Annotated in this window: 23 protein-coding genes; 18 read left to right on the plus strand and 5 right to left on the minus strand. The window is 69.5% G+C overall.

Going from position 1 to position 25,379, the window contains the following annotated elements:
• Positions 1-5 precede the first annotated feature (5 nt).
• Complete coding sequence (locus ACOGXI_RS12640; RefSeq protein WP_310777596.1) at positions 6-248, minus strand: hypothetical protein; 243 nt, start codon at positions 246-248, stop codon at positions 6-8.
• A gap of 146 nt (positions 249-394) precedes the next feature.
• Between ACOGXI_RS12640 and ACOGXI_RS12645 the strand changes: the two genes are divergently transcribed.
• Genes ACOGXI_RS12645 through ACOGXI_RS12655 form a run of 3 tightly spaced genes read left to right on the plus strand, consistent with a single transcriptional unit; the run spans position 395 to position 3,684 of the window.
• Entirely contained in the window at positions 395-1,870 is a 1,476-nt protein-coding gene (locus tag ACOGXI_RS12645) for a serine hydrolase domain-containing protein (protein ID WP_419939202.1), read from the plus strand.
• A gap of 6 nt (positions 1,871-1,876) precedes the next feature.
• Positions 1,877-3,133 carry a pyridoxal phosphate-dependent aminotransferase gene (locus ACOGXI_RS12650; RefSeq protein WP_419939203.1) on the plus strand — a complete coding sequence of 419 codons (1,257 nt, stop codon included), beginning with the start codon at positions 1,877-1,879 and terminating at the stop codon, positions 3,131-3,133.
• A 23-nt stretch (positions 3,134-3,156) separates the two neighbouring features.
• Positions 3,157-3,684, plus strand: coding sequence for a rhodanese-like domain-containing protein (locus tag ACOGXI_RS12655; protein WP_419939204.1), 528 nt, complete (start codon positions 3,157-3,159; stop codon positions 3,682-3,684).
• Positions 3,685-3,720: 36 nt separating this feature from the next.
• On the opposite strand, the gene ACOGXI_RS12660 is transcribed toward ACOGXI_RS12655, so the two are convergent.
• Both ACOGXI_RS12660 and ACOGXI_RS12665 read right to left on the minus strand, forming a co-directional pair.
• The gene (locus ACOGXI_RS12660; protein ID WP_419939205.1) at positions 3,721-5,256 is read right to left on the minus strand and encodes a S10 family peptidase; all 1,536 of its coding nucleotides are present in this window, start codon (positions 5,254-5,256) and stop codon (positions 3,721-3,723) included.
• 13 nt (positions 5,257-5,269) lie between these two features.
• Positions 5,270-6,118, minus strand: coding sequence for an aldolase/citrate lyase family protein (locus ACOGXI_RS12665; protein WP_419939206.1), 849 nt, complete (start codon positions 6,116-6,118; stop codon positions 5,270-5,272).
• A gap of 104 nt (positions 6,119-6,222) precedes the next feature.
• On the opposite strand from ACOGXI_RS12665, the gene ACOGXI_RS12670 reads away from it, so the two are divergent.
• Positions 6,223-7,323, plus strand: coding sequence for a histone deacetylase (locus tag ACOGXI_RS12670; protein WP_419939207.1), 1,101 nt, complete (start codon positions 6,223-6,225; stop codon positions 7,321-7,323).
• Between the two features lie 156 nt (positions 7,324-7,479).
• On the opposite strand, the gene ACOGXI_RS12675 is transcribed toward ACOGXI_RS12670, so the two are convergent.
• The gene (locus ACOGXI_RS12675; RefSeq protein ID WP_419939208.1) at positions 7,480-8,520 is read right to left on the minus strand and encodes a DUF933 domain-containing protein; all 1,041 of its coding nucleotides are present in this window, start codon (positions 8,518-8,520) and stop codon (positions 7,480-7,482) included.
• A 29-nt stretch (positions 8,521-8,549) separates the two neighbouring features.
• On the opposite strand from ACOGXI_RS12675, the gene ACOGXI_RS12680 reads away from it, so the two are divergent.
• On the plus strand, positions 8,550-8,969 hold the full coding sequence (locus ACOGXI_RS12680; protein ID WP_419939209.1) for a DUF6165 family protein: 420 nt from the start codon (positions 8,550-8,552) through the stop codon (positions 8,967-8,969).
• Between the two features lie 51 nt (positions 8,970-9,020).
• On the opposite strand, the gene ACOGXI_RS12685 is transcribed toward ACOGXI_RS12680, so the two are convergent.
• Positions 9,021-10,805, minus strand: a complete 1,785-nt coding sequence (locus ACOGXI_RS12685) for a hypothetical protein (RefSeq protein WP_419939210.1) — start codon at positions 10,803-10,805, stop codon at positions 9,021-9,023.
• 89 nt (positions 10,806-10,894) lie between these two features.
• Here ACOGXI_RS12685 and ACOGXI_RS12690 point away from each other — a divergent pair, with 89 nt between their 5' ends.
• The 13 genes from ACOGXI_RS12690 to ACOGXI_RS12750 all read left to right on the plus strand — a co-directional run bounded on the left by ACOGXI_RS12690 (position 10,895) and on the right by ACOGXI_RS12750 (position 25,314).
• Entirely contained in the window at positions 10,895-12,175 is a 1,281-nt protein-coding gene (locus ACOGXI_RS12690) for a branched-chain amino acid ABC transporter substrate-binding protein (RefSeq protein ID WP_419939211.1), read from the plus strand.
• 62 nt (positions 12,176-12,237) lie between these two features.
• Complete coding sequence (locus tag ACOGXI_RS12695; RefSeq protein ID WP_419939212.1) at positions 12,238-13,416, plus strand: cytochrome P450; 1,179 nt, start codon at positions 12,238-12,240, stop codon at positions 13,414-13,416.
• 21 nt (positions 13,417-13,437) lie between these two features.
• Positions 13,438-13,674, plus strand: a complete 237-nt coding sequence (locus tag ACOGXI_RS12700; protein ID WP_419939213.1) for a ferredoxin — start codon at positions 13,438-13,440, stop codon at positions 13,672-13,674.
• A 15-nt stretch (positions 13,675-13,689) separates the two neighbouring features.
• Positions 13,690-14,556: a 3-methyl-2-oxobutanoate hydroxymethyltransferase gene (panB, locus tag ACOGXI_RS12705; protein ID WP_419939214.1), complete on the plus strand. Its 867-nt coding sequence runs from the start codon at positions 13,690-13,692 to the stop codon at positions 14,554-14,556.
• A gap of 4 nt (positions 14,557-14,560) precedes the next feature.
• Positions 14,561-15,373 (plus strand): SDR family oxidoreductase, encoded by an 813-nt coding sequence (locus tag ACOGXI_RS12710; protein ID WP_419939215.1) that lies wholly within the window; start codon positions 14,561-14,563, stop codon positions 15,371-15,373.
• A 15-nt stretch (positions 15,374-15,388) separates the two neighbouring features.
• Positions 15,389-16,372, plus strand: a complete 984-nt coding sequence (locus ACOGXI_RS12715; protein ID WP_419939216.1) for an NADPH:quinone reductase — start codon at positions 15,389-15,391, stop codon at positions 16,370-16,372.
• A 3-nt stretch (positions 16,373-16,375) separates the two neighbouring features.
• Positions 16,376-17,608: a hypothetical protein gene (locus tag ACOGXI_RS12720; RefSeq protein ID WP_419939217.1), complete on the plus strand. Its 1,233-nt coding sequence runs from the start codon at positions 16,376-16,378 to the stop codon at positions 17,606-17,608.
• Between the two features lie 143 nt (positions 17,609-17,751).
• Positions 17,752-18,093, plus strand: a complete 342-nt coding sequence (locus tag ACOGXI_RS12725) for a PadR family transcriptional regulator (protein WP_419939218.1) — start codon at positions 17,752-17,754, stop codon at positions 18,091-18,093.
• Complete coding sequence (locus tag ACOGXI_RS12730) at positions 18,086-18,790, plus strand: hypothetical protein (RefSeq protein WP_419939219.1); 705 nt, start codon at positions 18,086-18,088, stop codon at positions 18,788-18,790. The genes ACOGXI_RS12725 and ACOGXI_RS12730 overlap by 8 nt, the downstream gene beginning before the upstream one ends.
• Complete coding sequence (locus tag ACOGXI_RS12735; protein WP_419939220.1) at positions 18,783-19,532, plus strand: hypothetical protein; 750 nt, start codon at positions 18,783-18,785, stop codon at positions 19,530-19,532. Before ACOGXI_RS12730 ends, ACOGXI_RS12735 begins: the two co-directional genes overlap by 8 nt.
• A 105-nt stretch (positions 19,533-19,637) precedes the next feature.
• Positions 19,638-22,142: a DUF1592 domain-containing protein gene (locus ACOGXI_RS12740; protein ID WP_419939221.1), complete on the plus strand. Its 2,505-nt coding sequence runs from the start codon at positions 19,638-19,640 to the stop codon at positions 22,140-22,142.
• Positions 22,142-23,533 carry a DUF1552 domain-containing protein gene (locus ACOGXI_RS12745; protein WP_419939222.1) on the plus strand — a complete coding sequence of 464 codons (1,392 nt, stop codon included), beginning with the start codon at positions 22,142-22,144 and terminating at the stop codon, positions 23,531-23,533. Before ACOGXI_RS12740 ends, ACOGXI_RS12745 begins: the two co-directional genes overlap by 1 nt.
• Positions 23,533-25,314, plus strand: a complete 1,782-nt coding sequence (locus ACOGXI_RS12750) for an ankyrin repeat domain-containing protein (RefSeq protein ID WP_419939223.1) — start codon at positions 23,533-23,535, stop codon at positions 25,312-25,314. The genes ACOGXI_RS12745 and ACOGXI_RS12750 overlap by 1 nt, the downstream gene beginning before the upstream one ends.
• Positions 25,315-25,379 lie beyond the last annotated feature (65 nt).

Genomic DNA, 25,379 nt, shown 5'->3' on the forward strand with positions numbered 1-25,379 from the left:
ACCGTTCAGCCACGCGTCCTGACTCTGAAGAAGAAGGCGAGGACGACGGTCTCGCCCCGGTAGTCGCTGAGCCGGATCGGGTTCTCCAGCGCCCCGTACCGGGTCGCCCCCGGCAGCGCGAAGTCCGGCGCCATCTCGCCCACGGCGAGCAGTTGCGAGTCCTGCGCGCTCACCGGGGCCGCGCCTCCGATGGCGAGCGTTCCGGCCAGGCCCAGCGCGAGGGCTGCGGCCAGGACAAGTCTCCGCATGTCTCGGTCCTTTCGTGCGGGTGGAAGAACGGTGGAAGAGCCATGCCGAAGGGTGGCGCGCCCCCCGCGTTCGCGCCAGAGTTGAGCAACGCCTCGCCGCCGGAGGCCGAACTCAGATTCCGACCCTGCCCTCAAGGAGGCGCCTCATGACCCATCGATTCCGAGGCCGTCCGTGGCGTCGCGCCGCCGCCTTCGTCGTCGCCGTCGTGCTCGCGGCTCCCGCGTCCGGGTGCGCCCAGGGGAACGGCGATCCCGTGAACGATCCGCGCTTCGAGCAGGCGGTGGCGCTGTTCGAGGCGTGGCTCGACGCGAAGATGGCGTACGAGAAGATCCCCGGCGTGTCCGCGGCGCTCGTGCACGACCAGGACCTCGTCTGGGCCCGGGGCTACGGGTACGCGCACCGGGAGACCGAGGTCCCCGCGACCCCGTCGACGATGTATTCGGTGTGCTCGATCTCGAAGCTCTTCACCTCCATCGGCGTGATGCAGCAGCGGGACGAGGGCAAGCTGGGTCTCGACGACCCCGTCTCCACGCACCTTCCGCGGTACGACCTCGCCCAAGTCTATCCCGACGGTCCGAGCGTGAGCGTGGAGGGAATCCTCACCCACTCCTCGGGACTCCCGCGCGAATCGGCGCACCCCTACTGGACGGGTCCCGACCATCCCTTCCCCACCGCGGACGAGATCATCGAAGGGCTCGCGGAGCAGGAGACGCTCTACCCCGGACGCCGCTACTTCCAGTACTCGAACCTGGGCATGGCGCTGGCGGGGCAGTTGGTCGAGCAGGCTTCGGGGATGGGGTACGACGAGTACATCCGGAGCCGGATCCTGGAGCCGCTGGGGATGTCGGACACGTACCCGGACATTCCCGTCGAGCACAGGGGCGGCCGCTACGCCACCGGGTATTCGCGGCTCGAGCGGGACGGCCAACGGGCCGAGGCCCCCTTCTTCCAGGCGCTGGGGATGGCGTCCGCGGCGGGGTTCGCCTCCACCGTCGAGGATCTGGCGCGCCTCGCCTCGTGGCAGTTCCGGCTGCTGGAGAACGGGGGGACGGAGATTCTCGACGCGAACACGCTGAGGGAGATGCACCGCGTGCACTGGGTCGACCCCGACTTCGACACGATGTGGGGGCTCGGGTTCGCGGTCTCGCGCCGCGACGGGGAACGCGCGGTGGGCCACGGCGGGAGTTGCCCGGGCTTCCGCTCGACCTTCCAGCTCATTCCGGCGAAAAAGCTGGCGGGCGTGGTGATGATGAACGCCCTCGCCAACCCCACCGACGTGTGGACGAAGATGATGGCGACGCTCGGCGCGGCGTTCGAGGAAATCCGGAGCGACCCGGGCGGCGGCACCGCGCGTCCGGCATCTCTGGCGGAGTACGAGGGACTGTACCAGTCCACGTGGGGAGAGACGGTCATCCTCCGATGGGACGATGGTCTCGCGGCCCTCGGCGTCCCCTCGAACGATCCGCTCGAAGCGATGACGAAGCTGCGGCACGAGGGTGGCGATACATTCCGGCGCATACGGGACGACGGCGAACCGGGAGAGGCGTACATCTTCCACCGGGAGGACGGCGCCATCGCCCGGTACAGCGTCCACGGAAACTTCTCGAACAAGGTCCGGTAGCGGACGATGACGACGGCGACGACAATTTCCGGTGCTTCCGGCAGTCTCATACCCGAGGCGGCGACGCGCGAAGGGAACGACCCGATCTTCGCCCTGCACGGGGAGGCGGTGCGGCGGGCCGCGGCGGGCGAGTCGATCCTGAACTCGACGCTCGGGGCGCTGATGAACGACGACGGGAGCCTCGCGGTGATGCCCGCGGCCGCCGAGGCGCTGGCGCGGGTGCCGCACGCGCGGGCCGCCGGCTATGCGCCGATCTCGGGCGACCCTCCGTACCTGGCCGCGGTGATCGCGGACCTCTGCGGGGACGGCGGTCTGGCCGGACAGGCGGTCGCCGTCGCCACGCCGGGGAGTACCGGGGCGATCCACCACGCGATCCTCAACTTCCTCGAGCCGGGACAGGCGGCGCTCACGCCCAGCTACTACTGGGGTCCGTACCACACGATCTCGACCCATTCCGGTCGCGCGATCGAGACCTTCAATACGTTCGATGCCGCGATCCGCCTCGATCTGGATGCGTTCAAGGCGGCGCTCGAAGGCCAGATCGAGCGGCAGGGGCGGTCGCTCGTCCTGTTCAACTTCCCCTGCAACAACCCCACGGGCTACTCGCTCGACGAGTCGGAGTGGGAGGCCGTGGCGGAGATCGTGCGGGAGGTCGGCCGCCGGGGTCCCGTCGCGTTCCTCCTCGACCACGCGTACGCGAAGTTCGGCGACGAGGCGTCCAACCGCTGGATCGACTACATCCCGCGGATGCTGGAGTCGGCGACGGTTCTCGTGGGCTGGACCGTGTCGAAGTCGTTCGCCCTCTACGGCGCGCGGGTGGGCGCGCTCGTGGCGCTCCACCGGGAGGCGGAGGAGCGGCGGCGGATCTCGAACGCGCTCGGGTTCTCATGCCGCGCCACGTGGTCGAACTGCAACCACCTCGGCCTGCTCGGCGCCACCGAACTCCTCACGGATCCGGAACTGCGCCGGCGCACCGATGAGGAGCGCGCCGGGATGATTCGCCTCCTCAACGAGCGCGTCGCGGTCTTCAACGAGCTTGCCGGGGGCGCGGGGCTGTCCTACCCCCGCTACGAGGGCGGCTTCTTCGTCTCGGTGTTCACGCCGGACGCGGAGGTGACGGCCGCAACCATGCGCGAGGCCGGGGTGTATGTGGTGCCGATGGGGGGCGCGGTGCGGATCGCGCTGTGCGCCACGCCGGCGCACTCGATTCCCCGGCTGGTCAAAGCGCTGGCCGAGGGCATCGCGACCGCCCGCGCCGCCTGAACGGTCCGTCCGGGAGAACGACGATGGAACGACACAAGACAGCTCTGGTGCTGGCTCCGGCCCTCGTGCTCGTCGCCGCCGCGGCCGGTTGCGCCGGCCAGGCGCCGCTGACGGATGCCGAGAAGCTCGCGCGCGTGGAAGAGATGGTGGAGGAAGTCGAACGGCGCTTTCCGGAGGTGGAAGCGGTCACGGTCGAAGAGGTGGGGCGGCTGCTCGAGTCCGGAGGCGTGGTGCTCGTCGACGCCCGGGCGGAGCGTGAGCGCGAGATCTCCTGGATCCCGGGCTCCATCACCTCCGAGGAGTTCGAGCGGGATCCGGACCGCTACGCGGAGCTGACTGTCGTGGCGTACTGCACGATCGGGCACCGGAGTTCGGAGTACGCGAAGCGGCAGAACGAGGACGGTCGGCGCGTCCTCAACCTCCGGGGCAGCCTCCTCTCGTGGACCCACGCCGGCGCGCCGCTCGTGGGCCCGGACGGGCCGACCAACCGCCTCCATGTCTACGGGAAGACCTGGGACCTCGCCCCCGAACGCTACGAAACGATCTGGTGAGGACGGCGAAGGCCGCCGCCGGTCCGCGCGGTCCCGCTAAGGGACCAGATTCCCCCCGGCCGTCCGCGTGATGAACCCCGCCAGCGTTTCGCGCCACTGCGGGAGCAGGCTCTCTTCCACGTACATCATGTGTCCGGCGGCGAAGTCCGCGCGGGTGATGTTGTCGCGCAGCTCCGGCGGCAGGCCGAGTTGCTCCAGCGACCAGACGATGGGGAAGTACGGCGTCGCGAAGTCGTAGATCCCGTTGATGAGCAGGACGTCGAGGCGCGGGTTGCGTTCGATCGCGTGCGCGAGGTCGGGTCCCACGTTGAGCGCCGAGCCGCCGAACGGTCCGCGGCGGCCCCCCTGTCGCTCCCAGTTCCACGGGCGCGCCATCCCGCTGGGCCAGTACTCGCGGTCGCCGTCGTAGCCGAGTTCGTCCCGCACGTAGGTGTTGAAGAGGGAGGTGTAGGCGGAACTGATGGCCGAAGACTGGGCGTCGTGGTCGGGGGTCAGGTCGAGCAGGTCGCCCGTCGGCCCGGTGAAGCGCGTGTCCAGTCGCGCGAGCGTGAGCCGCCGGTCCCGCAGCAGTTCCTTCTCGAACTCCGGGGCGGAGACGCGCAGATCGGCCTTGTCGAGGTACTCCATGCTCAGCCCCGTGTACTCGTGCATCTGCCGCAGCACCCGCGCGCGCTGTTCGGGATCCACGGCGGTGCCGGCGAGCAGCGCCTGCGCGTAGTCGGTCAGCGCCCACGCCTCGACCTCCTTCATGAACGTCTCGAGGTCGTCCGGGCGCCCGCCCGGCAGCATGTCGTGGTACTCGGCGGCGACCGCGAAGGAGGGGACGTTCGTGATGAAGCCGATGTGGGAACCGTCCGGGAACTGGAGCGTGTTGAAGTCGATGACGGCGGAGACGAGGACGACCCCGTTCAGGTCGATGTTCGCGTTCTGCAGGTGCCGGGCCAGCAGCACGGACCGCGTCGTGCCGTAGCTCTCGCCGAGGATGTAGCGCGGCGAGTTCCAGCGCTGGTTCTCGCTCAGGAAACGGCGGATGAACTGCGTGAGGGAGGCGGCGTCCTCGTCCATCCCCCAGAAGTGGGTCCCGTCGGTGTCGCCGGCGGGCCGGCTGAACCCGGTCCCGATCGGGTCCACCATCACGACGTCCGCGATGTCGAGCACCGTGTATCCGTTGTCGACGAGCGGGTACGGGGGCGGCGCCTGCTGGCCCACGTTGGGCGTCACCACGCGGCGCGGCCCCATGATCCCCATGTGGAGCCAGAAGGAGGCCGAGCCGGGCCCCCCGTTGTAGGCGAAGATGATGGGGCGCGTGGAGGGGTCTCCGCCGTTCGTCCGGAAGTATCCCGTGTAGAAGAGTTCCCCGGTCGCGTTCTCGTCGTCGTCCCGGAGGATGACGCTGCCGACGACCGCCTCGTATGCGACGGTCTCCCCGTTCACGACGATGGAGTGGTTCGACTCCCAGCGCGAAGGCTCGACCTCGTCCCGGCCTCCGTCGCCGGAGCTTTCCTGCGCGAGCGCGCCCGCGGGCATGAGGCCGAGCGCGACGACCGGGGCGATCAACATGAGCGACTTCATCTTTCCTCCTGCGCTAGCGGCCGGCGGCGGCCATTCCGAGGGCGACGGCTTCCGGCTGCGTGACGATGATCACGCGGAACCCCTGCTCGATCCGCATGGCGATGTCGTCCACGCCCGCCGTGACCCCGCACGGCACGTCGAATTCGAGACAGGCGGCGAGCACGATCTGGATCGCCTCCTCCACCTTCTCCATGTCTCCGTCGTAGACGCGCCGCAGATCGCCCGGCCCCGGGGAGACGGCGCTCACGCCGGGGGTGGAGACGATCTCCCGCACGTTGTCGATCCCGACCTGGTCCTCGATGAGGAGGAAGCTGATCAGGTGGCCGTCCGGATTGCCGGGCCAGGCGGCATCGCCGAGCGCATCCACCGCGAGGGCGGCCTCCTCCGCGGTCTCGACGTGGGGGTAGACGATCCCCGAAACGCCCGCCGCCAGTCCCTGCGCAGCACGGTCCCGCGCCTCGTCGTGCCCGTCCCGGATCGGCGGGATCCGCAGCAGCATGGGATGGGGCATCTGGTGCCCCGAGGCCTCCGACATCCCGGCGGCGTAACTCTCGAGCGCGGGGATGTCGAAGGGGCCGGATTCCAGCGAGTAGAACACGAAGTCGAGCGGACGGTTCGCAGCCATGGCGGCGCCGGCCTCGGGCGTGTGATCGCCGGAGAAGAGTCCGAAGATCGCGTCCCCGGCGGCGAGTTGATCCACCATCCGCGTGTCGGCGGCCTCCTCGGGCTCGGCCATCGCTTCGGTCTCCTCCTCTCCCGGGGCTCCTCCGCAACCGTCGAGCAATACCATGCCTCCGGTGACGCTCCCCAGCAGGAGGAGGGTGCGGAGAGAAGGGTTCCTGCGCGTGTTTCCGGCGGCCATGGGATACCTCGGGGTTGGGGCAGGCCGGTTCGAACCCTGGCGACAGACTCTCGCGACCCGCGTCGGGCTTTGATTAGTCTACTTTCCGGAAAGGGGGTCCCGCCATGCGCACGCCGAGAGATTTCGCCCGCACACGCGCCCGCACACGCAGGAAGTTCGTCGAGGAGGCCGCGCTGGGGGTCGCTGGACTCGGCCTGCTGCCCGCCACCGCCTGGTCCTGCCGGGAGGCCCCCGATTCGGGGGCGTCGGAGGGTGCCTCGAGCGACGCGGCTTCGAGCCCACCTTCCAGCCCCGCGACGGGGACCGGGCTCCTCTCCGATCCGCGCTACCTGGACCACGTCCTGATCCGCCCGGACGGCGGGCGCCCCCCGGAGATTCCCGACCGCCTCGTACGCATCCGGGAGGAACTCGTGGCGCGCGGGCTGGATGAGGCCACGGTGCCGCTCGCGCCGGCCGCCGAGGCCATGTCGCACATCGAGGCGCACCACACGCCGGAGCACGTGGCATCGATCCGCGAAATCGAAGTCTCCGGGGCGGTCGCGGAACTCGCCGTGTCGGGCGCGCTGACGGCGATCGATGCGGTCGTGGCGGGGGAGGTGCGAAACGCCTTCTGCGCGATTCGGCCACCGGGTCACCACGCGAACAACACCGGCGCCGAGGAAGGGTTCTGCTACTACAGCAACGCCGGCGTCGCGGCGAAGTACGCGCAGCAGGTCCACGGGTTCGAGCGCGTACTCGTCATCGACTGGGACTACCACCACGGGAACGCGACGCAGAACAACTTCTACGATGATCCGTCGGTCCTCTTCTTCTCTGCCCACGACTGGGCCGCCTACCCGCAAACGGGCGACCCGGCCCTCACCGGTGAAGGCGAGGGGACCGGATTCAACATCAACGTCCACCTCGACTGCGGCGCCACCGACGCAGACATGCTGGGCCGCTGGGACGACATGCTCTCGCCAGCCGTCGCCGCCTTCGATCCCGACTTCGTGATCCTCTCGGCGGGTTTCGACAGCCGGGTCGACGACCTCCTGGGCTGCTTCGCACTCACGGACGACGCCTTCCGGCGCATGACCCGGATGGCGATGGACTACGCGGACAGCTGCTGCGAAGGGCGCGTCGTCTCGCTGCTCGAGGGCGGCTACAACCTCGACGGCACGGCGCTCGCGACCGCCGCCCACATCGAGACCCTGCTCGACGGGTAGCGCCACCACCCAACGTTCCTGTTGCTTGATCTCGTTCGCTGCGCGTTTTAGCTTGCGTCTAACACCCCCTGTGGTTTCGATCGCAGGGCGCGGGGCCTCCTTCGGGGGCCCCTGCTTCTTTTAAGGGAACCTGCGATGCGGGGGTGGCTGCCCGGGTCAGACGTTGAAGCGGATGTGGAGGATGTCGCCGTCCGCGACCACGTAATCCTTGCCTTCGACCTGCATCAGGCCGGCCTCCTTCACGGCCCGCTCCGAGCCGTACTTCGCGAAGACCTCGTAGGGGATGACCTCCGCGCGGATGAAGCCGCGCTCCATGTCGGAGTGGACCCGGCCCGCCGCCCGCCTGGCGCGCGTGCCGCGCCGGATCGTCCATGCACGGACTTCGACCGGCGCGGCGGTGAAGAAGGAGATGAGATCGAGGAGCCCGTAGGCCGCGCGGATGAAGCGGGCGAGCGCCGGTTCGCGCAGGCCGAGCGCCTCCACGAAGGCTGCTCGATCCTCCGGGTCGAGGTCGGCGATCTCCGCCTCGACGGGCGCGGACAGCGCCAGGCCGCCGGCCCCCATCCCAGCGAGTCGCGCGGCGAGCGCCGGCGGTAGCGCCTCCCCTGCCCGGTCCTCGCTGCGGTTCAGCACGGTGAGCAGCGGACGGTCCGTGAGAAGGCCGTAGCCGCGGAACGGCGCGCGGTCCAGTTCCGCCCGGGGCACGGTCCGCAGCGGCTGCTCGCCTTCGAGTGCGTCAAGCGCGCGTTCGAAGGCGGCGATCTCGACCGCGTCCGCCCCCTCGCGACGCGCCCGGTCCAGCCGGCGCTCGACGAGGTCGAGGTCGGAGAGCAGACATTCCGTGGCGAAGGCCTCCAGTTCGCCTTCCGCGTCCGGCGGGTCCGCGAGCGCGGGGTTGTCGAAACCGCGGAGGACGAGGCAGAGCGCTTCCTGATCGCGGATCTGCTGGAGCCCGCGCGGCGACAGGCCTCTGCTCGCCGCGCCGTATTCGCCCGGGATGTCGCAGAACCGCATCTCCGCGTACGTCGTCCGGCGCGGGGAGAGGCGGGCTCTGAGGGCATCGATTCGTTCATCCGGGACCCGCACCGTACCCAGCCGCACCTCGCCGCCGAACCCGACCGGGACGCCGAGCCCCGTCATCGCGTTGAATACCGTCGTCTTCCCCGAACCCGCGAACCCCACGAGTCCTATCTTCACCGCGTCCCCTCCCCGCTTATCTTCGGTGCGTGAATATCGAAATCCCCGTCTCCGCCGGCGAACTCATCGACCGGATCACCATCCTCCGGCTGAAACAGGCCCGGATCCGCGATCGCCGGAGGCTCGCAAACGTCGTCTCCGAACTCGGGCGCCTCGAGGAAATCTGTGAACGGACCATCGGGCCGCTCGAGGAGGCCCCGCTCCGCGTCATGGAACGCGTCGGGGAACTGGAAGCCGTGAACCGGGGCATCTGGGATGTCGAGGATAAGTTGCGCGCTCTCGAACGTGCCCGCGAGTTCGGCTCACCATTCATTGAAGCGGCGCGGCAAGTCTACCGCCTCAACGACGAACGCCACCGCCTCAAGCGCGCCCTCAGCGAGGACTACGGCTCCGGTATCCTCGAAGAGAAGTCACACGCGACCGCGGACCCGGAGACCAGCTCAAGATAGTCGCAGGTTTCGGGTCGTCGGGGGCTCCGGGGAGTCGCGGGCTCGGCTCGGTCAGGCGCAGAACGGGTCCAGGCGGTCGGCCACCGCGGCCAGTCCGTCCACGGGAGAGGCTTCGCTCCCGGCCACCTTCGAGATGCGGATCGCGACGATGCCGTTGGGGAAGAGGACGACCCGGTGGCCGCCCCAGCCCGACATGCGCGTGAGGTCGACGACGCAGCCCCCTTCACCGACGTAGTTCTGGTGCCACAGTGCGAGGTAGTAGCTGGGCTGCCCGATTTCGGCGGGCGGGCCGAAGGCGGTTCCGCGGACGTCCGTCCGGTAGAGGACCTCGGCGGTCAACTCGGGGTGCAGCAACGGTTCGCCCTCGTGTACGCCGCCGTTCTGCAGGAGGCGGGCGATCTTCGCGAGGTCGTCCACCGTCGGGTAGTAGCCCTGTGACATCTGGGGCAGCGTGAGCGAGCCGTCCGCCTCGACGAGCCGATTCGTCGGTGCGTGCGGTACGCCGATGGGGCGGTAGACTTCCTCCTCCAGCATCTTCCAGAGGTCCGCCCCGTCTCCGGCTCGATGCTTGAGGTAGGCGTCCATCGCCGCGCCGATGAGGAACGCGTCCTGGTCGCGGTAGCGGACGACCTCCCCCGGCCCCCACGGGTGGTTCGAGGCGCGGAACACCTGGCGAATCCGGGCGTCCTTCGAGATCGCCGTGTACCAGTCGTCGTAGCCGATCAGGTAGCCGTCGCCCGTGTTGTTGGGGTCGATTCGCGTCGATCCCTCGCCCACGCCGGTGGCCATGTTGAGGACATCGCGGAAGCGGACGTCATCCCAGCCGTCGTGGTCCGCCGTCACATCGAGGTGGTCGGCGACCCGTTCGTCGAGGACGCCGCGCCCGTAACGCTGCGCGAGGCGGAGGGCGGCCACGGTGTTGCCGGTGGATTTGGTGACGGACCAGATCCCGAAGCGTTGCTCCCGGCAGAAGGGAAGCTCCCCGAACGGCGTCGGGCAGGCGGCGACGTAGAGGGTGTCCCGCACGAGAAAGGCCGCGGTGACCATGTTCTCGACATTCATGTCTCCGTGCATGGCGTCGAACGCGGTGTCTCCCACCCGTGGGCGCAGGTCGGAGATCGGGCGCAGGGGCAGACGCCGCGCCTTCTCGGCGGCGAAGGCCTCGATCACCTCCGCCGGCGCCGGGCCCGGCGTGTACTCCGCGGCGAGCTGACCCCACATCAGCCGCCGCTGCACGAGGAAGTAGGGCCGTCCCTGGGTCACGGTCTGGAAGCGGACGCCCGACACCTCCCGGTCGTTGAAGGCGAAGGTCGCCACGCCGTTGTACGTCTCGTTCTCGACGGAACTCGCGAGTTGCAGCGGGAATGCCGCCCGCGACCACGTCTCGCCCGGTTCGGACCACACGGTGCCGGGTCCGACCAGAACGTCCCAGTAACTCCCGGCCTCGGTGCGCGTGCCGGACACGATGAGGTTGCGATCCCACGGAATCAGGTCGCGGCCATCCGCCACGAATCCCAACGGCACGTCGGGGAAGCGCTTCGTGTCGCGACCCATGACCCGGCGCGGATCGAGTTCCGCGGGTTCCGTCTTCATCTCCGCGCCGGTCAACGCGATGGTGCCGGAGAAGGCATGTCGGGCGGCCTCCGCCTCGGACGAGGGAAGGAAGCGGTCGTTGGCGAGCATGGCGGGCGGCGCCAACGCTCCGCGCGCGAGCTCCGCCAGGGGAACCCCCTCTCCCTCGCCCGATCCCACCCCGTTGCAGGCACCGCACAGGAGACTCACGCCGAGACTCGCGGCAAGGCCCGCGACGAGTGGGAGCGGTCGATCTTGAGCCATCATGAACACCCCTTCGATGTCTTGGAGGCGCCGTTGCCCCCGCGTAGCTTGCGGTAAAACAACTCGACCTGTCACGAGGAGAGTGTGAAATGGGTCATCGAATCGGGGCTGTGCCGCGCAGGCGGGTCCCCGCGCTCGCGGCGACACTTGCGGCGGCGCTTACGGCTTCGTGCGACGGGAGTACCGGTCCATCCAGCTTCGAACCGGGACCGCTGGGGACGGTCACGGTGCTTCGCGGCGAGGCGGTGAAGATACGGTCGCTCCTGGCGATGAGCGGGGCTCCTTCCCTGGGGGAACCCGCGCGGCGCGGGATCGAACTCGCGGTTCGCGACGTCGCCACGATCCGCGGACGCAGCATCCAGTTGGGCGAGCCCGTCGACTCGGGGTGCTCACCGGAGGGCGGGAGCGCCGGCGCCCGGGAAATCGTGGCGGATCCACAGGTCGTCGGCGTCATCGGTACGTCCTGCTCGGCGGCGGCTGTGGCCGCCTCGCCGGTGATCAGCCAGGCCGGTTTCGCAATGGTCGCGCCGAGCACCACGTCCCCGTTGCTGACCTCGGACCTCGCCGGCAACCCGAACCCCGCCTATCACCACGGCTACTACCGCGTCGCGAACAACGACCTCTATCAGGCGCGGGCCCTTTCCGACTTCGCCTACAACGAACTGGGTCTGCGGCGGATCGTCACGCTCCATGACGGCGATCCCTACACGACGGCCCTCGTGAACGCCTTCGGGGCCGCGTTCGAGGCGCTCGGCGGTGAGATCCCCGTCGCCACCGGAATCCGGAAGGGCGAGACCGACATGACGCCCGTCCTCTCGGAGTTCGCGGCGGCGGGTCCGGACGGGATCTTCTTCCCTCTGTTTCGGGCGGAAGGTTCGCCCTTCGCGGCGCAGGCGCAGAGCTTCGACGGCCTCGATGGGGTGACGCTCATCTCCGGCGCGGCGCTCCTCGTGTCCGAGTTCCTCGCGACGCCGCAGTCCGAGGGGATCTACTTCGCGGGCCCGGAGTCGGACTACGGCGGCAACGTGAACGAAGTGACCGGGACGAGCGCCGACGACGCCATCGCCCGGTACGAATCCGAGTACGGAGAGCGGCCCCAGTCTCCCTACTGGGCGCTCGCATACGATGCCGCGACGCTCCTGCTCAGCGCCATCGAGTCCGCCGCGGTGGAAGAAGGCGGACGACTCTACATAGACCGTGCCACCCTCCGCACGCGGATCGAAGCGGCCCGATTCGGGGGTCTCGTCGGGCCCATCTCCTGCGACACCTACGGGGACTGCGGCACCGGACGGCAGAACATTTACCACCACACGGACTCGAACGTCACGGACGTATCCCGACTGCCTGTCGTCTACCGGTTCACGCCCTGATCCACGCCTCGAATCGCGGCGCCGTCGCCGCGCCGGAACTGGACGATCTCTTCGCCGAAGAAGTGATCGCGCGCCCGTACGCCCATTTCGCGCGGCTGCGGGAGCGCGACCCCGTCCACTGGAACGAGAAGTTCGGACTCTGGGTCGTGACGGGACATGATCCCGTCGTCTGGATCCTCCGGCACCACGAACTCTTTTCCTCGGCGGTGATACGAGGCGTGGAGGGGGCGCCGTATCCGCCGGTGCTGCCCGAGGACGCGCCGCTGTTCGAGGAGGTCAAGGCGTTCCGCGCGGACCAACTCGTGGAGCAGGACCGGCCCGAACACCTCGAGCAGCGGAAGACGGTTCACTCGTTCTTCACCCCGACGGCGATGGAGGGCTGGCGACCCTTCGTGCGCCGGGCCGTGGACGAACTCCTGGACGAGTTGCGGCCCCGGGGACGCATGAATGTCGTCACCGACCTGGCCGCGCCGCTCCCGGTGCGGATCATCGCGCGGTTGATGGGCGTCCCCCGCGAGGACATGGACACGCTCCGGGGGCTCGCGGACAGCATCCTCCACCTGAACCGCGGCGAACCCGACCGGCTGCGACCCCTGACGGAGGGGATCCGCGGGATCGTGGAGTACGCCCGCCCGTTCGTCGAGGAGCGGATCGAGAATCCCGGCGACGACCTGATTTCGGCTCTGGCGCGGGGGGAGACCGACGGCGTCTTCACGCGGCACCAGGTACTCGTGAACACGGGACTGATGCTGTTCGCGGGACACGAGACGACGATGAACCTGATCTGTAACGGTCTCCGCGCCTTCATCGAGCATCCGGCGCAATGGGACAGGCTCAGGGCGGACCCCAACCGCTTCGCGCGTACGGCGACCGAGGAGTGCCTGCGCTTCGACCCGCCGGTGAAATCGACCCAGCGCATCGTCGCGCGGGAGGCCGAACTGTGCGGGAAGACGCTGTCGCCCGGCGAGCGGATCCGGTGGATCATCGCGGCGGCGAACCGGGACCCGTCCGTGTTCGAGGATCCGGACCGGTTCGATATCGGGCGCCAGCCGAACCCTCACCTGTCGTTCGGGTCGGGGATTCATTACTGCCTCGGCGTCGCGCTCGCGCGCATGGAAGGGCAGGAGGTCTTCCGCGGGCTGGCGCGCCGCTTCGAGCGGTTCGAGCTGGAGACGGATGAACTGCGCTACCAGCCGAGCATCCAGTTCCGCTCCATCGAATCCATGCCCGTGACCTGGTGAGGGCCGCAACGTGAGCGTGACATGGTGAAGATCGACGTCGATCGCGGACTCTGCGTCGGCAACGCGATGTGCGTCGCCACCGCGCCGGGCGTGTTTGCGCACAACGAGAACCGCCAGTCGACGGTCGTCGATTCGAAGGGCGACCCGGAGTCGCTCGTCCTCGAAGCGGCGGCCAACTGCCCCGTGAGCGCAATCCGGGTGGTGGACGGCGGGACGGGCCGGTCGTTGTTTCCGCCCGGGCCGATGGTCCGAGGCTGACCACAGGATGACCCAGTGACGCGAACCATGAGCGTGCCGGGGGGAGGCTCCGGCGGACGCAGGGTGACGACGTTCGACCTCGTCGGGATGAAGGCGCGCGGCGAGAAGATCGTCGCGATCACCGCCTACGACGCGCTCTTCGCGTCGCTCGTGGACGCGGCGGGCGTGGACCTGATCCTCGTGGGCGACTCGCTGGCGAGCGTCCTGTGCGGGGAGGAGACGACGCTCTCCGCCACGGTGGAGCAGATGACGTACCACGGCCGGATCGTGGCGCGGGGAGCGTCGCGCGCGCTCGTCGTCGTCGACATGCCCTTTCTCAGCTACCAGGTCTCGCCCGCGGAGGCCGTGCGGAACGCGGGGAACATCCTCAAGCACACCGGCGCCGGCGCCGTGAAGCTCGAGGGCGGGTTCCAGATCGTCGATGCGGTGAAGGCGATCGTCCGCGCGGGAATTCCCGTGATGGGCCACCTTGGGTTCACGCCGCAGTCGGTGCATGCGCTCGGGGGACACCGAATCCAGGGGAAGGACGACGAGGCGGCGGCACGTCTGGTTGAGGAGGCCGTCGCCCTGGAGGCAGCGGGTGTCTTCTCCATCGTCCTCGAGTTGATGCCGGCATCCGCGGCCCGTCGAGTGACGGAGGCCGTCTCCGTGCCAACGGTGGGGATCGGTGCCGGTCCGGACTGCGACGGACAGGTGCTGGTCCTGCATGACATGCTGGGCCTGAACGAAGGGTTCAGCGCCCGCTTCCTGAAGCGATACGCCGAACTCGGGAACGCCGCGCGGGAGGCTGTCGCCCGTTACGCCGAGGAGGTGCGGGCGGGAAGCTACCCTGCGGAGGAACACGGCTACGACGCGGCCGGGTCCGAACGGGACGGAGACTGACGACGTGTCCGCGCACGCAGGCCGACGGGTCGTCATCACCGGCGCCGGGGCGGGAATCGGCCAGGCGATCGCATTGGCCTACGTCGACGAGGGGGCACGGGTGCACGTCTGCGACCGGGACGCCGACGCGCTCGAAGACCTGGTGCGTTCGGCGGAGGGCGACCTCGCCGGAACGGTGGCGGACGTCAGCGCCGAGGCGGACGTGGAACGGCTGTTCACCGAGGCGCTCGCGGGGCTGGGCGGCCTCGATGTCCTCGTGAACAACGCGGGGACGGCCGGCCCCACCGGGCCCGTCGAAACGCTCGATCTCGATGGCTGGCGGCGGACGCTGGCGGTCAACCTCGACGGCATGTTCCTCTGCGCCCGGGCCGCCGTCCCGGCCCTGCGGCGGGTGGGAGGCGGGTCGATCGTGAACCTCTCCTCGACCGCCGGACTGCACGGCTATCCGTTGCGCAGCCCTTACGCAGCGGCGAAGTGGGGCGTGATCGGCTTCACCCGCACCCTGGCCATGGAACTGGGTCCGGCCGGGATCCGCGTGAACGCGATCTGCCCGGGCAGCGTCCGCGGCGACCGCATCGACCGCGTGATCGCGGCCCAGGCGGCGACGCGGGGAGTGTCCGAGGAGGCGGTCCGGCAAAACTGGCTGCGGCAGATTTCGCTCCGGCGCTTCGTCGACGCGGAGGACGTGGCCGCGCTCGTGGTCTTCCTCACGTCCGACGCGGGTGCGAAGATATCCGGGCAGGCGCTCCCCGTGGACGGACACACCGAGGGCCTGAGTTCCGGCGCGGACACGAGCAGCGACCCCAGCGGCGCATAGCGGGAGAACGAAGACATGCGAGCAGCATGGTACACGAAACTGGGATCGGCGGACGACGTGCTGGAGGTGGGTGAGCGGGAGACGCCGGTGCCCGGCCCGGGCGAGGTTCGGGTCCGCGTCCGCGCCTCCGGAATCAACCCGGTCGACGTGAAGCGGCGCGCCGGCGGCCGCGGCGCGCTCGCCTCCACCCTCGTGGTGCCGCACTTCGACTGCGCCGGGGTCATCGACCAGGTGGGCGACGGCGTCGATGCCGGCAGGCTCGGCAACCGCGTGTGGGTCTACGAGGCGCAGTGGGGGCGGGACCTCGGTACGGCGGCGGAGTTCACCGCCGTCCCCGAGTCCCGGGCCGTCCCGCTTCCCCCGAATGCGACGTTCACGGAGGGTGCGTGTCTCGGCATCCCCGCCCTGACCGCGCATCGCTGCGTGTACGCCGACGGTCCCGTCGAGGGGCAGACCGTACTCGTGACCGGCGGCGCGGGCGCGGTCGGCGCCTACGCGATCCAGTGCGCCAGGCTGGGAGGCGCCCGTGTCCTCGCCACCGTGAGCAGGGACGAAAAGGTGAGGATCGCCCGAGCGGCGGGCGCGGACGTCGTCATCAACTATCGTGAGGAGGATGTCGCGGCTCGCGTCTCGGAACTGACCGAGGGAGAAGGGCTCGACCGCATCGTCGAAGTCGAGATGGGCGAGAATCTCGACGCCTCGATCGAGATGTTGAAGGCAAACGGGGTGATCTCCGCCTACGCCTCGGAGGGCGAACCCCAGCCGGCTGTCCCGTTTTACACGCTCCTCTACAAGAACCTCACGGTGCGCTTCGAACTCGTCTTCCTCATGCCCGAGGAGGCGAAGCAGAAGGCGGTGGAGGACCTCACCAAGTGGCTCGCCGAAGGGGAACTGCGCCACACGGTCGCGGAGCGCTTCGCGCTCGAGAACATCGTGGCCGCTCACGAGGCCGTGGAATCCGGTCCCGTCGGGAAGGTCCTGCTCGACCTCGGTCTCTGAACCGTGAGAACGGTCGCACTCTCAACCTCGTGGCGCGTCGCGGCCGTCCTGTCGGGCTCGGCGTTCGTCTCGTGCGGAGGCGTCCCGGGCGGAGGCGACCCCGAGGCGCCGCTCGACCTGGGGACCTCGGCCATCGAGATGGAGGGCACGTCGGACTCCCTCGCGGTCGTCCGGGACCTCGAGGTGCTGGCCGACGGCTCCGTCTGGGTTCTGAATTCGCAGGAGCCGTACTTCATGGGATTCGGTGCGGATGGCGGGTCCCTCGGCGCTCACGGATCACCCGGAGGAGGACCCGACGAGTTCCCGATGCCCTCGGCCTTCGTCGCGGGAGGTTGGGAGGGCGAGGCATGGGTCCTGGACCTCCTGCACCACGCGCTGATCCGGATCTCGGGGCCCGCAGCGGAGTGGGAGCAGTTCTCCCTCGCGTCGACGTCGGTCCCCCGGGGCAGCGTGCGAAGCGGGATGAGCATGCTGGATGCCTCGGTGCGAACGGCGAGACTCGGCCGCGAGATCATCGTGCCTCGCTCGACCGTGACCATGCAGGGGGGTGTGCTGCAGTTCCGTTTCGGGCTCCTGGGAGCCGACCTGATGGCCGTGGATCCGGAGACCGGCGAAACGCGGATGTTCGTGGCGCTCGGCGAAGCCCTGGAAGATCCGTCCGCGGGCTTCATCGCGAGCGACGGCGGTTTTCCCCTGTGGTACCGGCTGTGGGCTTCCTGCGGCGAGAATCTCGTGCGCGTCCACGACAGGGTCAGGAATCAGCTGCGCGGGTTCGATGGATCCGGCGCCGAGGTGGATCCCATCGACCTTCCGCCGGTGCCCTTCACGGAGGTCGATCCGCGACAGTTTGCCGGAGCCGTGTTCGCGCTGAGGCAGGCCGAAGTGACGGGAGATGTCGCGACCCGGCTCAGTGAGGCGGACAGCCTGCGGCTCCTGAATCAAATGGCGTCGATGGTGCAGGGGGCTCCGCACGAACTCGCGAGCTACCTGCCCCGGTACGTCGACTTCCGCTGCGGTGAAGACGGGACGATGTGGCTGCAGCCCCTCGATCTGGGTGCGGGCGGATTGGCCGGCGGTTCCCTGTGGCTGCGTATCGCCCCCGACGGCGCCACGCGCGACGTGCGACTGCCGGAGCGGTTCGACGCGCTTCGCTTCACGACTTCCCGGATTTGGGGCGTGTACCGGGATGAGTTCGATCGCCCCTCCGTCGCATCGATCCCCCTTCCGGCGCGCTGACGACACCTGCCACGCGTTCCCGCGGGAACGCCGATGGAGACTCCTTGCACGACACCGCAAACCTGTACATTGTACTGCGGGGTACATTGTACCTCATAGTATCAGTACTTCACGGTATCGGGTCCTGAGCACGGAGTGTCCGGATGAAGAAGCCCGTCTACAAGGAGCTGGTGGCCGCGTCGTCTCGCCCGATGGTGCTCTCCATCCTCGCCGGAGGAGAGACGTACGGGTACGAGATCCTCAAGCACGTGAAGCTGCTCTCGGGCGGCGACCTGGAGTGGTCCGACGGGATGCTCTACCCCGTCCTCCACCGGCTGGAACGGGACGGCCTCATCGCCGGCCGCTGGGAACTCACCGAAGAGGGACGGCGTCGCAAGTACTACCGGCTGACCGCCCGCGGAAAGCGCCAGCTGGCGACGGACCGCGAGAGTTGGCAGGCCGTGTACGGGGCCCTTCGGATGTCCTGGGGAGGCACCCATGCTTGAATTCGAGGGGGACATCAGAAGTTGGCGCACGCAGGTGGAACGAAGGTCCTCCCTCTCGCCTCGCGAGCTGGATGAACTCGAAGATCACCTGCGCGCAAGGGTCGATCTGGAGCTTGATCTCAACCCGGCGCTGACGCCCGCCACGGCGTTGAGATCCGCTCTTGAAGGACTCGGCGAGCCCTCCGCCATCTCGAAGGAGTTCGCCAAGGCAGGGCAACGTCGATCGCGGCGCCTGCTGCTGGCGGGCTGGGCCCTTTACGCCGCGTCGTTTCTCTTCCCGGCCTATGCGTATGCCGGCCCCCACTTCGATCGGACTACCTACGGCTACGAAATCGTCCCTGAACTGGTTCGGGTTACCGGCAGCGGGCCCGCTCTCGCGATCGCCGGTCTGTGGCTGCCCAATCTGATCTTGCTGACGACCCTTTCGGCGTGGCGGCACCGGCGTCCGTCTCGCAGAGGGTGGACAGCATGGATCGTCGGGGCGACGGGTGCTCTGCCTCTTGGTCTCGGTCTACTCCGTTTCGGCGACCCCGGCGCCCCGTTTCATGCCGGGATTGGCTTCTGGATGTGGTGCGCATCGTTCATCGTTGTGGCGACCGCCCTGTGGCTCCGCAGCCGCGAATGGGCCTCCGTCCAGCCGCACACGGCCGGCCTGCCTTCGAAGCTTGGTCTGTACTCCGGAGAAAACCATGTTTGAACTGGAGACCGAAGTCACAGGGTGGCGCCGGAAAGTGGAGCGCAGCTCTTCGCTTTCTCCGCGCGAAGTCGACGAATTGGAGGACCACCTCCGCGCGCGCTTCGAGCTGGAACTCGAGATGACGCCCGAGCAGTCCCCGGCCCGAGCCTTCAACACCGTCTGCGCTGAACTGGGTGAAGCAGCCGCGCTTTCGAAGGAGTTCGCGAAAGCTGGACGGCAAAGGTGGCGGCCCGTGCTGCTGGCCGGGTGGGCGATGTTCACGGCCTCGTTCTTTCTCCCACTCTCTCGAACAGTCTGGGTTGAAGCCGGATCGCTCCACCCTGACCTCGTGGCCTTCGTCGGATCGCAACGCCCATATGAGTTCCTGCGGGAGCTGATGACGGCGCTGGTCACGATGGGAGACGTGGTGTCGATGGTGTGGATCGGCGCCGCGGTGCTCCTCCCCAATCTGCCGATCCTCATGACCCTCCCGGCGCTGCTGGGCTCCCGGCGACCCGACCGGCGGTGGCTCCGGTGGATCCTCGGCGGCATGGGCGTAGCGAACCTGGGGCTGGGGATGTCTCGTGTCTTCAGTCCGGCGCCCTTCCCGTACGAGGAGGCTGCCGTTGCGCACCAATACCCCGGCGCTGGCTACTGGCTGTGGTCCGCTTCGTTCGCTCTTGCGGCAGCCGCCCTCTGGCTCCGGGGCCGGAACTGGGCCGCGAGCGGATCGGCGGAATCGGTGGCCGAGAGGGCGGTCTAGCAAAACCTTCGGCTGGCCGGGCGCTCTGCGTCGATGGTACATTTTACAGTTGGTGTATCCTTGCGCCCCGCGGGGCGCGGCGCGTTGCTGGAAGAGGCCTCGGACATGCGAACATCGCTTCTCCTGCTGGTCGCAGCGGGTGTTCTCCCGAGCCCCGTCGTCGGTCAGGAGGCTGACGGCGCGAGGGGGCCCGAGCATCCTCCGGCTACCTGGCCGCAAGCGGTCACGCGACTGACCGGCCCAACACCAACGCCCGCGGTCGACACCCTCTCCGTCGAGGTCGCGCAGGGGGTCGTCGCCGGGACGTGCATGCGCTGCCACAACCCGCGCCGGGTCAGCGGGGGCATGTCGCTCGAGACCTTCGAGGTGGCTTCGGCCGCCGACAACGCCGTGGTCGCGGAGCGGATGGTGCGAAAACTGCGGGCCGGCATGATGCCGCCGGTCGGAGTGCGCCGCCCGACGCCCGACAGCCTGCGGACGCTCGCGGCCGTCCTCGAGTCCCGGCTCGACGCCGCGTGGGACGCCGACCCGAACCCGGGACGGCGGACCTTCCAGCGGCTGAACCGGGCCGAGTACTCGCGCTCGATTTACGATCTCCTCGACCTGGACATCGATGCCGGCGACTACCTGCCGTTGGACACGAAGAGCGCGAACTTCGACAACATCGCCGACGTCCAGTTGCTCTCCCCGACGCTCATGGACGGATACCTGCGCGCGGCGAGCGAGATCAGCCGGCTCGCGGTCGGCGACCCCGAGGTCACGCCGAGCGAGGCGACGTTCCGGGTGTCGCGCTGGACCTCCCAGGCGGAGCACGTCGAAGGCACGCCGTACGGGAGCCGGGGCGGCGTGGCGGTGGACCACAACTTCCCGGCCGACGGGGAGTACGTCTTCCGCGTCTCCTTCCATCACGAGACGACCGGCGCCCTGTTCGGGAACGGCAAGGGCGCCCTGCACACGACCGACGAACCCGAACGGATCGAGGTCTCGATCGATGGCGAGCGGGTCGCGCTCCTCGACATCGACCGCTGGATGCATGTCTCGGACCCGGACGGCGTGAACCTTCGGACGGAGCCCGTCTTCATCGAGGCGGGTCCGCACCGGGTGGCGGCGGCCTTCATCCGCACCTTCGAGGGGCCGTCGCAGGACCTGATGTCGCCGCACGACTGGTCGATCGCGAGCACGAGCATCACGGACGCGTACGGGTTCACGACGCTGCCGCACCTGCGGGACCTCGCGGTGACGGGCCCCTTCGCTCCGGCGGGGATTTCCTCCACGCCGAGTCGCGAGCGCGTGTTCTCGTGCCGCCCCTCGGCGCCGGAGGAGGAGACGCCGTGCGCGGAGGCGATCCTCTCGCGGCTGGGGACGAGGGCCTACCGCCGGCCGCTGACGGACGAGAACCTCGCCGCGCTCATGAATCTCTACCGCGCCGGGGCCGAAGCGGGCGGTTTCGAGGAGGGGATCCGGCTCGCGGTGGAAGGGATTCTCGCCAGTCCGCACTTCGTCTTTCGGTTCGAGGAGCGACCGGCGCGGGAAGCGGACGGAGTGTACGCGCTGGACGACTACGATCTCGCCTCGCGACTCTCCTTCTTCCTCTGGGCCACGGGTCCCGACGACGAACTGCTGGAAGTCGCCGCGGAGGGCCGGCTCTCCGACGCGGCGGTGCTCGACGCGCAGGTGCGCCGCATGCTGGCCGACCCGCGCGCCGAGGCGCTGGCCACGCGCTTCGCGGGACAGTGGTTCCGGCTGCAGGACCTCGAGGGCATGAACCCCGATGTCCGCCTCTATCCGGATTTCGACCAGCAGCTCAAGGAGGCGATGCACCGCGAGACGGAACTCCTCTTCCACACGCTGGTGCAGGAGGACCGGAGCCTGCTCGAACTGCTGACGGCCGACTACACGTTCGTGAACGAGCGCCTCGCGCGGCACTACGGCATCCCGGGCGTGACGGGAACGGATTTCCGGAGGGTCGAGATCCTCGAACCCGAGCGCCGTGGCGTGCTGGGGCACGGCAGCATCCTCACCCTCACCTCGCACGCGAGCCGGACGTCCCCCGTCCTCCGCGGGAAGTGGGTGATGGAGGTGCTGCTGGGGACGCCTCCGCCTCCGCCCCCGCCGGACGTCTCCGACCTGGAGGCGACGCCGGAGGCCGAGGAAGGACGCCTGCTCACGGTGCGGGAGCGACTGGAGATGCACCGGGCGAGCCCGGCCTGCCGTTCGTGCCACCGCGTGATCGATCCCATCGGTCTCGCGCTGGAGTACTTCGACGGCACCGGGGGGCGGCGCATCAAGGACAGCGGGATGCCGATCGACGCGCAGGGCGAACTCTACGACGGCACGCCGGTGACGAGCGCGGCGGATCTGCGCGCGGCGCTCCTCGCCCGGCCGGTGCCGCTCGTGCGCGCGTTCACCGAGAACCTGCTCGCCTACGCGCTGGGCCGGCGGGTCGAGTACTACGACATGCCGACCGTACGGTCCATCGCCCGGCAGGCGGCCGCACGGGACCACCGAATGTCCGCGTTCATCCTCGGCGTGGTCAACAGCCCGGCGTTCCGATTGAAGGGGACCGAGGCCGTGGTCGACGACATGCAAGCGGGATCCCAGGAGGACTGATGGAGTTCATCACAGGGAAACACCTCTCTCGCCGGACCTTCCTCCGGGGCGCGGGGGCGACCGTCGCTCTGCCGCTGCTCGATGCGATGGTGCCGGCGGGCCGGCTGTGGGCGCGGGAGGTCGCGGATCCGACGCGGCTGGTCTGCGTCGAGATGGTGCACGGCGCGGCGGGAAGCAGCGGGTTCGGGGCGGCACAGAACTACTGGTCGCCGGCGGCCACGGGCCGGGGATTCGACCTGTCGCCGACCGCGTTGAGTTCGCTCGAGCCGTACCGGGACTATCTCACGATCATCAGCGACACGGACGTCGAGACGGCGGAGGCGACGAAGCCGAAGGAGATCGGGGGGGACCACTTCCGGTCGAGCGCCACCTTCCTCACGCAGTCGCATCCGAAGCAGACCGAGAGTTCGGACGTGTTGGTCGGGACGTCGCTGGACCAACTCTACGCGCACCGATTCGGGCAGGACACACCGATCCCGTCCATGCAGCTCTGCATCGAGAACGTCGACCAGGCGGGAGGCTGCGCGTACGGGTACGCGTGCGTCTACACGGATACGATCAGCTGGTCCTCGCCGACGCAGCCGCTCCCGATGATCCGGGATCCCCGGGTCGCGTTCGACCAGCTGTTCGGGGCCGGCGGGACGCCGGAAGCGCGCGCGGCGCGACAGCGCTCGAGCGCAAGCATCCTCGACTTCCTCACCGGTGAGGTCGCGAGCCTCAAGGGGCGGCTCGATCCCTCCGACCGGCAGCGCATGGACCGCTATTTGGAGAACGTCCGGGAGATCGAGCGTCGCATCCAGCGGGTCGTGGCGCGCAACGAGTCGGGCGAGCGCCGGGACCTGCCGGAGGCGCCGGCGGGGGTACCGGATTCGTTCGACGAGCATGTGAAGCTGATGTTCGACCTGCAGGCGCTCGCCTTCCAGGCGGACATGACGCGCGTGTTCTCGTTCAAGATGGGGCGGGACGCGTCGGGCCGGGTCTATCCGGAGAGCGGAATCGACAAGGGCTTCCACCCGGCGTCGCACCACGGCGACAACGAGAACAACATCACGGACTTCGCGCAGATCAACCGCTATCATGTCGGGCTCGTCCCGTACTTCCTCGACCGGTTGAAGGAGTCGATGGAGGGGGACACGCACCTGCTCGACAAGACGATGATCGTCTACGGATCGCCGATGGGGGATCCGAACGTGCACAACCACAAACGGTGCCCGCTCTTCGTGATGGGGGGCGCGCAGGGGAGGATCGAAGGCAACCTGCACCTGCGGGCCGCGCCGGGGACGCCGATGGCGAACGTGATGTTGAGCCTCATGCACCGGCTGGGGATGGAGGACATGACGAGCTTCGGGAACAGCACCGGAGCGTTCTCGTTCGCGGAGACGGCGGACTGATGCGGCGCGCGCGATCGGTCGCCTTCGCGGCCGCGGCGCTGCTCGCGCTCGGGGCGGCGGCGCCGGTCGGGTCGCCGGACGGGCCGGCCGGGCCGGATGCGCCGGTCGCCGACGCGGCCATGCGCGGCGACCTGGACGCCGTGCGGTCGCTGCTCGCCGCGGGCGAGGACGTGAACGGCGCCCGGGGCGACGGAATGACGGCACTCCACTGGGCCGCGATGAAGGGGCGGCTCGACGTGGCCCAAGTGCTGATCGAGGCGGGCGCGGACCTTGGAGCGGGCACGCGGCTGGGCGGGCACGCGCCGCTCCACGTTGCGAGCCGGGCGGCGCACGCGCCGCTCGTCGAAGCGCTGCTGGAGGCGGGAGCCGACGCCCTCGCCGCGACGTCGACCGGCGCGACCGCGCTGCACTTCGCCGCCGCCGCCGGGTCGCCGGAGGCGGTCGCGGCGCTGCTGCGCCACGGCGCCGATCCGAACGCCCGGGAGCCCGAATGGGGTCAGACGCCGCTCATGTTCGCCGCGGCGGCGGGCCGGGCCGGCTCGGCGAGTGCCCTCGTCGACGCGGGGGCCGACGTTTCGCTCACCGCCTACGTGCTCGACATCGTGGCGCGCGACGCGTGGGACCAGCTCGACCGCCGCGAGCGCAATGCCCGCGTGGCCGCGCTCCGGGCGGGCCGCGCGCCGCCGCCCGCGAACGAGCGTGAACCGGCCCCCGGGCCGACCGCCGCGCCCGGCTCCGGCCCCCAGCCCGTGCGGCTGGCGGACCCGGAGGAGCCGGCCTGCTCCGGCTGCCTGGGCAACTATGCCGACCTCGTGGGTACGCACGGCGGGCTGACCGCGCTGCTGCTCGCCGCCCGCGAAGGCCACCGCGACGTGGCGCTGGCCCTGCTCGACGAGGGTGCGGACATCGACCAGCGGAGCGCCGCGGACGACACGACCCCGCTGCTCATCGCGATGATCAACGGGCACTTCGACCTCGCGATGGAACTCTTCGCGCGGGGCGCCGACCCCACCCTCGCGAGCGATGCCGGCGCCACCCCGCTGTACGCGGCGCTCAACATGCACTGGGCCCCGAAGGCGCGGCATCCGCAGCCCACGGACGTGCACCAGCAGGAATGGTCGTACCTCGACGTCCTGCGAACGTTGCTCGAAGCGGGCGTCGACCCCAACCCGCGGCTCAAGAAGTCGCTCTGGTTCACGACCTACAATCGCGATCTGCTCGGGGTCGACCGCACCGGCGCCACGCCCTTCTGGCGCGCCGCGCACGCGCTCGACATCGACGCCATGAAGCTGCTCCTGGAGTACGGGGCCGATCCCGCGATTCCGACGGCGAAGGTGCCGGAGCGGCGTTACGGCCGGGGCGGAGACGACATCGATCATTCCGGTCTCGACCCGATCCCCGTCGGGGGACCGGCCGTCCATCCGATCCATGCGGCGGCCGGCGTCGGCTACGGGCAGGGCTTCGCCGGCAACTCGCACCGCCATGTGCCGGATGGCTGGCTACCCGCCATGAAGTTCCTTGTCGAGGAACTCGGCGCCGACGTGAACGCGCGCGACCACAACGGGTACACGCCCGCCCACCACGCCGCCTCGCGCGGCGACAACGAGATGATCCTCTATCTCGTCGAGCGGGGCGCCGACGTGACGCTCGTGGCCCGTAACGGCCAGACCACGGTGGACCTGGCGAACGGACCTGTGCAGCGGGTGCAGCCGTTCCCGGAGACGATCGCCCTCCTGGAGAGCCTCGGCGCGAGGAACAACCACCGCTGCGTCTCCTGCTGACCGCGAGCCGTCGACGACTCGTGACGAGAACCCATCAACAAGACCGGCGAACTCGGGCCGGCCTG

This window comes from Candidatus Palauibacter sp. (assembly GCF_965208055.1).
In the GTDB taxonomy this organism is placed as follows: Bacteria; Gemmatimonadota; Gemmatimonadetes; order Palauibacterales; family Palauibacteraceae; genus Palauibacter.